We start from the raw sequence: 11723 nt of genomic DNA, 5'->3' as shown, positions 1-11723 counted from the left end.
GCATTAACATAGTTCCACACGAAGTTCACTGAACCGCTTAGACGATTCAACTCTTTTATGTGTTTGTCTTTAATGCGTAGCTTGAGTGTTTTCATATGCTTAGTATCGCAAGATTAATTTTAGCTTACAACCCTTTAACGACTTCTTACGACAGTGTGTGTCGCCTTATATCCACCCCCTGAAGTGGGTGGTTTTACGGCGACTGGTGATAAACTATTGAATATTTATTTTCTAGCTTTGTTTTCTAATGACCGCATAATAAAATCCATCACCACCTGCAGGGGCTTGAGCAATGCCTTGTTGTTCCTTAATATCAAGGCTACCAAGTTTATCATCTTCAACTGCAGTCGGCTCTAATGCATCACTAAGTTTATACACAGGTAAACATTGGCGACCAACTTCTTGCTCAATACCCCAATTGGTTTTTTCATTATTAAAAGGCACAGCCACCGCATCTTTATGACGCTCTAGGAAGGCTTGAATCTGTTCCACGTTTTCTTGCTTTAAGATCGAGCAAGTTGCGTATAACAAATAACCGCCGGCCTTTAATTGAGGCCATAAGTTATCCAAGATTCGCTCTTGTAATTGCGCCGTATGCTGCACATCTTCTTCATTACGCAGCAAAGTAATGTCTGGGTGACGGCGAATAACACCGGTTGCGGTGCAAGGGGCGTCAAGTAATATCGCATCAAAACCAGCCGACTCATCACTCGCCTCTTTGGCTTGCCAAGTGGTCGCATCGACGCACTCTATTTCTAAATGTAGTTTGCTATTCACAATAGGCGCCGGCAACTGAAGACGCTCTAAATTCTCAAAAATACGCGTGATACGTGGTGCTTCATTATCAATCGCTGTCAGCTCAACCTTGCTAATAGGAATACTCTGTCCATCAGATTGTTTCACGTGAAACAGTCCTGTCTCTTGTTTTTCTTGATTGCCTAACAGCTCAAGCCAGTGTGCCAACTTACCGCCAGGAGCAGCACAAGCATCTAACAAGCGTACATTCTGTGTGGGATTAGCACTAATCGCTTTTTGTAGTAGCGCATCAATAATAGGGGTAGCGAGCTGTGCATGCGCATCTTGTACGCTAGCAATGCCCTCTTCAAACTCAGGAAGGTGACTGACAGGCACACTATCAATCAGTTCAATCGCTTGTTGTTTAATAGCAACCGTTTCGTCAGTACTACCCGTCTTGATTGCCGTTTCTAAAGAGACCAGTTTTGCTGCAATCTCTTCTTCTGAAAGCTGATTGATATAGCTCTGAGAGTCCGTTTGTAGACTATTTACCCGCAAAAACATCGGCGCAGACTGGCGCAGACTTTGGGTTAACTCATCGTATTGCTCACGCCAATCTGATTTTAACTGCTGTGCTAGCCAATTCGGCAAGCTGTGGTTTTTATTGGCTTTTTTACGAAACTTATTCGGATTTTTTGCCACTTTACGCAGCACAGCATTGACTAAGCCTGACGCACGCGCATAGTCAATATGTTTCACCGCCTCTACTGTTTCGTGGATAGCAGCATGATCAGCGACATTGAGATATAACAACTGAGTGATACCCAATTGAATGGTAGTACGTACCTCAATCTCATCAATCGGATTGTCCGCTAAACTGTCAAGCAAGCGCGCTGTCGCATGCCAATGACGCAAAGTCGTGAGCAATAACGCATGCGCAAAGCCCTTATCCTCACCCTTTAAACTGTTTAATAAGGGATCTAACAGACCGCTTAGTGATTGTCCTTGTTGAATAGATAACAGGGTATTAATCACTGCGACACGGACGTTTTTGTTTTGAGTACTGCTATTTGGTTTGCTGCTCATTTAAGGCCTAATTATGATAATTGATTTGATTGTGTTTTCATTATTTAGAAAAGTCTTACTCTGGCGCAGCAACGAACTTATCCCCATCATCAAGCTGACTACCATGACACACTTGCTCAGCAGTGACGGGCTTGCTGCCGGCAAACTGTAATTTAGTTAGACGTAAAGTCGTCGCTTCTTGGTCCGCACTTTCCTTTCCGCAAGCTACCAAGATTGCATTTTTACCGACACTGATTACCGTTCCAGTCTCTACAACCGTCGTTTGAGACGCATTTACCGGCATTGCCGATAATACTTTCACACGTTTTGGTTCGCTTTTACCTTCTGGATCTACCAAGAAAGTGTAGGCACCAGGGTATGGGTGCATACCGCGTATTTGACGCTCAATATGGGTTGCCGATTGAGTCCAGTCAATTTCACCTTCCGACTTGCTTAGTTTCTCGGCATAGTTGGCAAGGCTATCGTCTTGCTTTTCAGCTTGTGCTTGATAATGCGACAAATCTTTTAATACCGTCACAATGGCTTCAGCACCCAGCTCTGCCATCTTGTCATGCAAACTGGCTGTGGTTTCATCTGCAGCGATGTCATAGGTCACCTTATATAACATATCGCCCGTATCTAAGCCTTTATCCATCTGCATGATAGTAATGCCCGTTTGCTCATCACCAGCCAGTAGCGCACGGTGAATCGGTGCTGCACCGCGCCAACGCGGTAACAAGGACGCGTGAATGTTTAAACAACCATAAGTCGGTGCTTCTAACACACCCACCGGCAAAATAAGACCGTAGGCAGCCACAATCATCACATCAGGCTTATAGTTAGCTAAGGTTTCACGAGCGGCCTGCCCCTCTTCTACCGACTTTTTAAAAGTAAGCGGCTGCTCAACCGGAAGATTGTGCTCAAGCGCCAATTGTTTTACTGGGGAGGCGGTAAGTTTTTGACCACGACCTGCCTTGCGATCGGGCTGAGTGTAAACCGCGACCAGCTCGATATTAAGTGCCTCTTGCTGCTCGATCAGAGCTTGCAAACTAATGGCGGCAAATTCAGGGGTACCGGCGAAAATAACACGTTGTTTGTTAGAAGACTGATTTTCAATACTCATAATTTTTATTCGATATACAGATGATAGAAATAAGGTGTCAGCGGATAATTTTTGATTAAGCCTGCTTTTGTTTCATTATAGTGAAATTATGGTCACCCTGCCATGAAACCTAGAGGGGCGTATCAATTAACCTAACAACTGACAACAAAAAAACCCTCCTTAGTGTAAGAAGGGCTTGGTGAGCGTAATCTATTAATTGTAATAGCTCTACTTAGGGAGCCATCAATTTAGTGGATAGCGTATTAATAGCCAACAGCTTAATAAGAGACAACTCTCTTAATGCTTATTAGCAAACTATCGAGTATTAACAAACTATCATGCAAAACTCTTTATTCAGCAGCCACACTGGTCAAACGCTCAAGATAACGGGCAATTAAATCTACTTCGATATTTACTGGGCCACCAACTTTCCAGTGACGACCAATATTAGTCACTTCCGCAGTGTGGGGAATGATGTTTAAGCAAACAATATTGTCCTTCACTAAATTGGTGGTCAGACTAATGCCATCCACTGTGATTGATCCTTTTGTCGCTGCATACTTTTTCAATGCTTCAGGAATAGCAATTTCAATATAAATAGAACGCGCGTCCTCAGTCATCACTTCAATGGTCCCTACCCCATCCACATGACCGGATACCATATGACCACCAAAACGAGTGGTCGGCAACATAGCTTTTTCTAGGTTTAAGGTATCACCTTGTTGCCAATTGTTTATAGCTGTCTTATTTAGAGTTTCACGTGAAACATCTACTGAATAACTATTACTGTCCATATCAACCACAGTTAGGCAAATACCGTTACTGGCAATAGAGTCGCCTAGTTTCACATCACTAAAGTCTAGATTATCCGACTCAATAACCAAACGCACATCACCGCCAACTTCAGTAATAGACTTCAAAATTCCTGTACTTTCGATAATACCTGTAAACATATTTGCTCCAACTTGTTAATTTGAAAAAAAACCATCTAACTTAAAAAACAATACCTAATAAAAAGCCTAAATCCTAACTGATCGCAATAAAACAGCCTGTGGATAACTTTTTAAAAACTCTCTAACCGCTATGGATAAAGGAATAGACTGTAATAGTTATCCACAACCCTAACACAAAAAAACCTATTATCTATTTTCAATATAGTTCCACGTGGAACCCTTATCATATATAGCTTTTAACAAAATAGGCTGGTAAAGAAGTTCCATGTGAAACATATTTAATCCACAGTTTCATGTGAAACATCAGCAAAGAATAGTGGATAGCGGGGATAAAATTCACATACTGTGGACAACTTTACTAACACTTTGAGCTTATGGATAATTTCAGCCCTGTTTCTAAATAAAGAAATAACAATCAAATAAGGCTGAAATCCATTAAAACCAAACAAAAGTTGACTAAATATAAAGGCTAAATTGCCTTGTAAACCAACTTAAGATCTGTGCCAACTCGACTGCAATCCATCAATTGAAAGCGACGTTGGCAAGATAAATTCTCAATATCAAGGCTAAGCATAGGCTGGGCACTGTTCCCCAACACGCAAGGAGCCTGATAAACAATTAACTCATCTACCAAACCCGCTGTAATAAAGCTACCAGACACCCTAGAGCCTGCTTCAATAAGCACATCATGGATGTCATGCTCTACTACTAACGCTCTCAATAATGCTTCTAAATCACTATCAGACCACAGTAAAGTCTGATCGTTTTGCAGTACTTTATAAATCTTCTTTGCAGTCCCTTCTTGTGACAAGCGTTTACGTCTATCTAGCACCACTACTTTGGGCTGTGGCACTTGCTCAGCCTCAACGCCCAACTGAGTAGAACGCACATTTAAACTGGGGTCATCCTCAATAACTGTCTGACTTCCAGTGATAATCGCCCCACTTAAGGCGCGTACTTTTTGTACATCTTCCCGAGCTGCTGGGCCTGTAATCCACTTGGACTCTCCTGATGCCATTGCAGTTCTACCATCTAAACTACTGGCAATTTTTAGTCGGACATAAGGCATTTTGTACCGCATAGACTTCAAAAAACCTAGATTCAGCTGCTCTGCCTGCTCAGTACACACCCCCACTGTCACTTTTATGCCTGCTTCTAACAGCATATTCACGCCCCTACCAGCTACTTTTGGATTAGGATCTAGGCCTGCTATGACTACCCTACTTACTCCAGACTGGATTAATGCTTCAGCACAAGGGGGTGTTTTTCCAGTATGACTACAAGGTTCTAGGGTGACATAAGCCGTTGCCTCAGCTACTGATTGTGTAGAATTTCTTAAAGAAAAGACTTCTGCATGAGGCTCCCCTGCCTTAGGGTGAAACCCAGAACCTATAATTAAGTCATTCTTAACTATAATGCAACCAACTGCTGGGTTGGGTCGCGTAGTATATAGCCCCTTTTTCGCCTCTTCTATCGCTAAATTCATGTAATAAAAATCTTCGGTTTTAGCGGCTTCAACACCTTCGATATGATCTAAGTAAGTGCTTTGATAATCATCTATAGAAAGTGGGGAGGAACCTAAGAAATTTGCAGTATTTCCAGATTTGGGGAACATAAGTTTGACTCTATTTAACAAAATAGTTGTAATAAGTTGGCATTGCACTAAGTCAAAAACCCGTAAAACAGCCGTTAATTAATCTAAGGCAGTCCTGGTATTTAAACTCTAATGCATTTATTTAGCGTCGGCAGGTTTGATATTTTGTAGTTCTTGACGAAAAGCCTCTATGTCTTGGAAGTCTCTATAAACACTAGCAAATCGGACATAAGCCACATCATCAAGCTCTTTTAGCTCAACCATTACCACCTCACCCAGTGATTTACTACTGATTTCACGCTCTCCCAATTGACGAATGCGCTTCTCAATCCGGCTAATCATGGCTTCTTGTTCATCCAAAGTTACCGGTCTTTTTTGTAGCGGTAACTGGATAGAGCGTCTGAGTTTCTGGGAATCATAAGGCTCAATACGGCCATTGGATTTAATAATGCGAGGCATAACCACTTCTACCACCTCAAAGGTCGTGAAGCGCTCTTGGCATTGATTACATTGACGGCGACGGCGAACTTGCGCCCCCTCCGCAGCCAGCCTAGAGTCAATAACCTTGGTATCATCAGCATTACAATATGGACACTGCATAATTTTTTCCCATTAATATCAGATCAATTGGCTATAAAAGCGATAGGTTTTACAAGACAGTGCTACTATTTACCAATACAGAAGCTACCAAAAATACGACCCAATAAGTCGTCCGCACTGAATTCACCGGTGATTTCACCTAGGCTATACTGACCTTGGCGTAGACTTTCTGCCACCAACTCTCCAGCTTGATAATCCACCAGCTGCACATGCGCGTCTTGTAGATGTTGCTGCGTTCTTCTTAAAGCATCTAAGTGTCTAGTACGAGCTATTAAGCTGTTTTCAGGGGGATGGAAGCCCACTTTATCGCACAAAGTGTCAATCAAACTCTCAATACCCTCTGATGTTTCACATGAAACATTGATTTGCTCATAACCAGAAACCTCGACTTTATCAGCCATTTTCTCAGACTGACTTTGCTCTACCAAATCTTTTTTATTACCAATTAATAGCAGCTTAGAAGGGTCATAATTAGGACTGCCTGAGTCTTGTTTACCAAACAACTCTGCGGCTAATTCTAGAGGGTCTGCTTGTCTGGATAGGTCATGCACCAATAGCAATAAGTCCGCTTGATTAATGGCAGTACGGGCGCGCTCTATCCCGATACGTTCCACTTCATCTGTGGTGTCACGTAAGCCCGCTGTATCCGTCAAATGAATGGTCAATCCATTAAGCACGATGGTCTCTTGTAGCGTATCTCGAGTGGTTCCTGCTACATCAGTAACGATGGCACGCTCTTGGCCTGCTAGGCTGTTAAGTAAGCTGGATTTTCCTGCATTAGGACGCCCTGCTAACACCACATGTACCCCATCGCGCAGTAATTGACCTTGCTGGGCAGTGGCTAAAATAGTCTTTAGTCGACCCTGAATACTCTTGAGCTTAGACTCAATCACTCCGTCACTTAAGAAATCCACATCTTCTTCATCAGGAAAATCAATAGAGGCTTCGACATACAGTCGCAGCTCAATTAACGCCTCTAAAATATCATTAATTTTATTAGAGAACTCCCCCGTTAAGGAGCGAATGGCACTGCTTGCTGCTGCCGCACTGGTGGCATCAATGGCATCGGCAATGGCTTCAGCCTGTAGTAAATCCAGCTTGTCATTTTCAAAGGCTCGGTAAGAGAACTCGCCTGGCTGTGCCTGGTGTGCTCCAAGCTCAAATACACGCGCTAACAGTTGGTTTTGCAGAATCATGCCACCATGACCTTGCAGCTCGATAACATCTTCACCAGTGAACGAATAAGGGGCTTTAAAGTACAGTACCAACCCTTCGTCTAAAACGTTGCGCTGATTATCATAAAATCGACAGAAACTGGCCAAACGAGGAGTAAAGCTGTCTTTACCGGTAAGCTGACAAGCGATGTCATAAGCCTTAGGACCAGACAATCGAATAATGCCCACACCACCCCTTCCTAAAGGAGTAGCGATGGCAGCAATGGTTTTGGTATTTGACATAAAAATTAGCTCTAATTAAAGGGTTAGCACTTGAGACTCTGTTATAGATATTGTTATAGATGGTCTTATAGTAGGTGCTAAATGGGGTTTATTCAATGCCAGTTAGTTTAATACTGGCTATAAAACAAAAGCACCTATATGTGACATATAGGTGCTTCAAAAGTCATTGTTGAGACTTTATAACGAGAGTAATGCGAGCTTAAGCTGCTGTTCTCGCTGCTTTTTCTCTTTGCTCTCTTTCAACTTTCTTATTTACAATGTACTGCTGGCCCATAGTAAATAAGTTGTTCACAGTCCAGTAAAGTACCAGACCTGCTGGGAAGAACAGCATGAATAAAGTGAAGATAATCGGTAAGAATTTCATCACTTTAGCTTGCATCGGATCGGTTGGCTGCGGGCTGAACATTTGCTGAGCAAACATACTAGCACCCATCAGCATAGGTAAGATAAACCAAGGATCCATCGCTGATAAATCTTGAATCCATAAGATCCATGGTGCGTGACGCAGCTCCACACTCTCTACCAATACCCAGTATAAAGCTAGGAAGATTGGCATTTGTAGTAAGATTGGCAAACAACCCGCCATTGGGTTTACTTGCTCTTCTTTGTAGATGGCCATCATCTCTTGTGACATTTTCATACGGTCATCGCCATGCTCTTCTTTCAACGCTTGTAAGCGAGGAGCAATAGCACGCATCTTAGCCATAGAGTAGTAACTCTTATTTGAGAACCACATTAAGGCAATTTTCACTAAGATAGTTAGGGCAATAATTGACCAACCCCAGTTGCCAACAATCTTGTGAATGCCTTCAAGAATAGCGAAAAGCACTTTAGAGATTGGCCATAAGAAGCCGTAATCTACGGTTTTGTTTAGACCAGGAGCAACTTCTAGTAGTGCTGTTTGGTCTTTTGGTCCGGCATATAAAGTAGCTGCGATGTCTTTTTGTTTGTTCGCAGGTACCACAAAGCTTTGGCTATTCATACCGATGAAGTGGTCACCACTTCTTTCACGGCTAAAGAACTGGCCTGTGAAGTTTTCAGGAGTCCAGGCCGATACGAAGTAATGCTGTACCACACCAACCCAGCCTTCAGGGCTAGCAGCTTTTAAGTCACCATCATTGAAGTCTTTGAATTTAAGCTTGTTATAGTCATCGTCTGGCGTACCCCAAGCACCCCCTAAGTAAGTGGCCATGCTTAACGCACCTTTATCCGCCATACCAGGGTCTTTACTACTGTCACGCTTTAACTGAGCAAATAACTGACCATTCCAATCTTTACCACTGGTATTGTTAATATTGTAATTAACACTGATAGGGTATTTACCCTCAGTAAAGGTGAAGGTCTTAGTGATGGTCACGCCATCTTCTTGTTTATAAGTTAAAGGCACTTCCAGTTTTTTCTGGCCAGGCTGCATCACATAACTGTCAGATTGATAGCTGTACTTTGCACGTCCTGATGCCGTATCGATACCATTAGGACCAATCAAACCTGACTGAGCAACATACACACGTTGGCCCGAGTTTTCTAATAAAACGAAGGGGGCTTCACTGTCTAAGGTAGCGTCATAGTCACGTAAAGCGGCATAAACAACATCACCACCGACAGGATCAATTTTAATTTGATAACGGTCAGTAGTTACATCGATTAAGTCACCTTGTTTGGCATTGGCTGTCTCACCACCCACTTCGCTAGACGGTACATCGGTTGGTGCTGATGCGGTTGCTGCAGGTATATCACTTTCACCGGTACTAGTAGGAATATCAGCACCCGTGTTAGAAGTGGATACAGAAGGGGTTACTGCGTCTGCTGATGTGGCTGGCACATTGGCATAGTCTTTTTGCCAAGCTAGCACCAACAAATATGCGGTAATCAACATCGCAATGATGATGAGCACCCGTAGTATCTTTTGCATAAGATTGTCCTAAACAACTCTAAATGAAGTTTTTAAATAAAAAGGGTTGGTATATTTATTAGGGATTTACTAAAAAAAACCGTACAGTAAACCCTTTGCTTTCATGGCAACTATTGTGGGTGTATCGTTCCCTTTGTTGCCACCTTACCCTTAAAATATTTACAAAATGGGGACTATTTTACTAAAAAACCATCACAAATGATATAGAAGCGATGTTTTTAGCCCTTATCGGCGATAAGAAGACGTTTATAAGGTGTTAATTAACACTAACTTTTTGATCTGATATTGCTCGTTTACCTAAGATTTATACCTCTATGATAAAGGAGCAAGTTTACTATTAAGAGAAGCTGCGTAACTGGTTTTATCTTTATATACCCCACGTTCTACTATTATTGTTTCACGTGAAACAAAAGAATCTTTTAAGGGAATAAAGGTGAGCTTATATAAAGGGAGAGGAACAAAATCAATACCATGACCTCCCAAAGGGTGACAGCGACATATCCGCTTAACAGCCAACCAGCCTCCACGGGCAGGTCCATGCCAAATCACGGCTGTCTTGCCATACTCGGAGCAAGTAGGATAGTAACGACATCTGGCAGGTAAGACAGGGCTAATAAAGGTCTGATAGCCCTTAATAATACTTAGTAGTAAGCGTGACAAGAAACGTGACCACATTCCCCTACCCCTTTATGCTGTAACTTTTGCTCTCGTGAAACCTAATAAAGCATATAGTTGCTTAATCCTGCCGAGTTACTTTTCGGTTTTAGTCGCCAAGATTCTGCGCTGCTTGGTAATCACCTTAGCTAAAATCTCATCAATTTCTTGACGCATCTGATCATTGCTTAAATCTTTGGTAGGTTTTTTCAGAATAAAAACCAAATCCAAAGCTGGGAGCTTCGGATGTTTATGACGAAACTGTTCCCGAATAATGCGCTTGATGGTATTTCTTGCCACTGCTCTTGGGATTCTTTTCTTGGTAATCGCCATACCCAATCTGGCTTGCTCTTTTTCAGAATCATAAGCAAAAGCCATAAAATGAGATTGATGGATTTTAAAAAGCGGCTGATTAAATACTGACTTAAACTCATCAGGCTTTAATAATCTTTTGGCTTTGGGATAACAGTAATCAGTCATGGTAAGTCAACATACAATAAAGATAACAAGGATTTAGACCAAAATAATTCTTATAAAAAATAGATTTTAATTTTTTTAGTTATGACTCTTCATTTTTGAAGGCCATAATCAAAAAAAGCACCTAATAAATAGGTGCTTTTTATAAAAATCTTCGAATTACTTGTCTGTCTAAAGTTTTTAGGTAATTAAATATCAATTAGTATAATTAATTACACAGTTAAACGATGACGACCTTTTGCACGACGACGTGCTAAAACTTGACGACCTTTTTTAGTTGCCATGCGAGCACGGAAACCATGGGTGCGCTTGCGTTTGATAACGCTTGGCTGGAATGTACGTTTCATAAATCACCTTTGACAGCAAAGAAATTAAAAATAAATAGTGTTCACTAAGAATTTGTAGTAGCGAGCGATTATGCCAGTTTAGAGCCTTATTGTCAATAATAAATAAAGGCTTTAAGCCACTCATAGTAGCTTGTTTGATAAACCTGTTTTCCAGAGCCATTAGACTCAATAATAACTGAGACCACTCAATGAGATAAAAGTTTGTTTTTTTGCTCGGTTTTTTGATCGATAGCAATAATAAAGATATTGTTCACAAAAACATTGGATTTCCAAAAAACTCTAGATCAGTCTAGTGTTTTTAAATCTCATCCGTATAGTTTATCTTAACAAACAATAGGTTATTGCTGGCCTGTTTTTAGTATTATAGATTAAGTATTTATAAACAATGTTGATATTAACTACTGCCTGTATTTTTTAAGTTTTAAAAATATCTGTCATAAACACTCAAGCACTCTTTTTAAAACTCTTTTACTTAATTCCAGACTCTCAATGTTATTTCATCTCAACGTAATCTACTTGTTGATAATCTCAAAATAAAGCATTGTCGGTGTTTTAGATTAATTACTTTATAACCATTTTGATTATTTTCAATTGAGCCAGTTTACCATTGGATTATTCTGTTTATTTGTTTACTGCTAAAAACCAGAGCTTACTAAAACTTAGACTGATTTTTTAATTAAGTCTAAGTTTTAGAGTTTATTCTTTGTGTTTTAAAGCTTAATTTCTACGGTAAGTTATTGTTTTCTAGTGAATGATTTCGTTGTTTTCACAGTAGAAGTTTTAAATTTTACAAAAACTTATCCACAGAAAGCGATATCCCCTATAAC

Annotated in this window: 10 protein-coding genes and 1 pseudogene; all 11 read right to left on the bottom strand. The window is 41.0% G+C overall.

Annotated features, from left to right (window positions below):
• Window positions 1–95: pseudogene (locus A1232T_RS14460) on the bottom strand (transposase); the annotation flags it as partial.
• A gap of 136 nt (window positions 96–231) precedes the next feature.
• A complete protein-coding gene (locus tag A1232T_RS12585) occupies window positions 232–1821 on the bottom strand; it encodes a transcription antitermination factor NusB (protein WP_077449728.1) in 1590 nt (529 codons plus the stop codon).
• A 55-nt stretch (window positions 1822–1876) separates the two neighbouring features.
• A complete protein-coding gene (fmt, locus tag A1232T_RS12580; RefSeq protein WP_077449727.1) occupies window positions 1877–2923 on the bottom strand; it encodes a methionyl-tRNA formyltransferase in 1047 nt (348 codons plus the stop codon).
• Between the two features lie 329 nt (window positions 2924–3252).
• Entirely contained in the window at window positions 3253–3855 is a 603-nt protein-coding gene (locus A1232T_RS12575; protein ID WP_077449726.1) for a riboflavin synthase, read from the bottom strand.
• Between the two features lie 469 nt (window positions 3856–4324).
• Window positions 4325–5470 (bottom strand): bifunctional diaminohydroxyphosphoribosylaminopyrimidine deaminase/5-amino-6-(5-phosphoribosylamino)uracil reductase RibD, encoded by a 1146-nt coding sequence (gene ribD / locus A1232T_RS12570; protein ID WP_077449725.1) that lies wholly within the window; start codon window positions 5468–5470, stop codon window positions 4325–4327.
• A 117-nt stretch (window positions 5471–5587) separates the two neighbouring features.
• Window positions 5588–6049, bottom strand: coding sequence for a transcriptional regulator NrdR (gene nrdR, locus A1232T_RS12565; protein ID WP_077449724.1), 462 nt, complete (start codon window positions 6047–6049; stop codon window positions 5588–5590).
• A gap of 65 nt (window positions 6050–6114) precedes the next feature.
• The gene (mnmE, locus tag A1232T_RS12560) at window positions 6115–7506 is read right to left on the bottom strand and encodes a tRNA uridine-5-carboxymethylaminomethyl(34) synthesis GTPase MnmE (protein WP_077449723.1); all 1392 of its coding nucleotides are present in this window, start codon (window positions 7504–7506) and stop codon (window positions 6115–6117) included.
• Between the two features lie 199 nt (window positions 7507–7705).
• Window positions 7706–9418 carry a membrane protein insertase YidC gene (gene yidC / locus A1232T_RS12555; RefSeq protein WP_077449722.1) on the bottom strand — a complete coding sequence of 571 codons (1713 nt, stop codon included), beginning with the start codon at window positions 9416–9418 and terminating at the stop codon, window positions 7706–7708.
• Between the two features lie 312 nt (window positions 9419–9730).
• Entirely contained in the window at window positions 9731–10093 is a 363-nt protein-coding gene (yidD, locus tag A1232T_RS12550; protein ID WP_077449721.1) for a membrane protein insertion efficiency factor YidD, read from the bottom strand.
• Between the two features lie 75 nt (window positions 10094–10168).
• Complete coding sequence (rnpA, locus tag A1232T_RS12545; protein WP_077449720.1) at window positions 10169–10552, bottom strand: ribonuclease P protein component; 384 nt, start codon at window positions 10550–10552, stop codon at window positions 10169–10171.
• Window positions 10553–10761: 209 nt separating this feature from the next.
• Window positions 10762–10896 carry a 50S ribosomal protein L34 gene (gene rpmH / locus A1232T_RS12540; protein WP_007394757.1) on the bottom strand — a complete coding sequence of 45 codons (135 nt, stop codon included), beginning with the start codon at window positions 10894–10896 and terminating at the stop codon, window positions 10762–10764.
• Window positions 10897–11723: the final 827 nt, after the last annotated feature.

The organism is Psychrobacter pasteurii, assembly GCF_900162815.1.
Classification (GTDB): Bacteria; Pseudomonadota; Gammaproteobacteria; order Pseudomonadales; family Moraxellaceae; genus Psychrobacter; species Psychrobacter pasteurii.
Note: the sequence above shows the minus strand (reverse complement) of the source record. Positions and strands in the feature narration are given on the sequence as shown.

Bases quoted from the DNA above. Each gene is read 5' to 3' on its own strand.
- fmt (WP_077449727.1), bottom strand. From the start codon at position 2,923: ATGAGTATTGAAAATCAGTCTTCTAACAAACAACGTGTTATTTTCGCC.
- ribD (WP_077449725.1), bottom strand. From the start codon at position 5,470: ATGTTCCCCAAATCTGGAAATACTGCAAATTTCTTAGGTTCCTCCCCA.
- A1232T_RS12575 (WP_077449726.1), bottom strand. From the start codon at position 3,855: ATGTTTACAGGTATTATCGAAAGTACAGGAATTTTGAAGTCTATTACT.
- mnmE (WP_077449723.1), bottom strand. From the start codon at position 7,506: ATGTCAAATACCAAAACCATTGCTGCCATCGCTACTCCTTTAGGAAGG.
- yidD (WP_077449721.1), bottom strand. From the start codon at position 10,093: ATGTGGTCACGTTTCTTGTCACGCTTACTACTAAGTATTATTAAGGGC.
- rnpA (WP_077449720.1), bottom strand. From the start codon at position 10,552: ATGACTGATTACTGTTATCCCAAAGCCAAAAGATTATTAAAGCCTGAT.
- yidC (WP_077449722.1), bottom strand. From the start codon at position 9,418: ATGCAAAAGATACTACGGGTGCTCATCATCATTGCGATGTTGATTACC.
- nrdR (WP_077449724.1), bottom strand. From the start codon at position 6,049: ATGCAGTGTCCATATTGTAATGCTGATGATACCAAGGTTATTGACTCT.
- A1232T_RS12585 (WP_077449728.1), bottom strand. From the start codon at position 1,821: ATGAGCAGCAAACCAAATAGCAGTACTCAAAACAAAAACGTCCGTGTC.
- rpmH (WP_007394757.1), bottom strand. From the start codon at position 10,896: ATGAAACGTACATTCCAGCCAAGCGTTATCAAACGCAAGCGCACCCAT.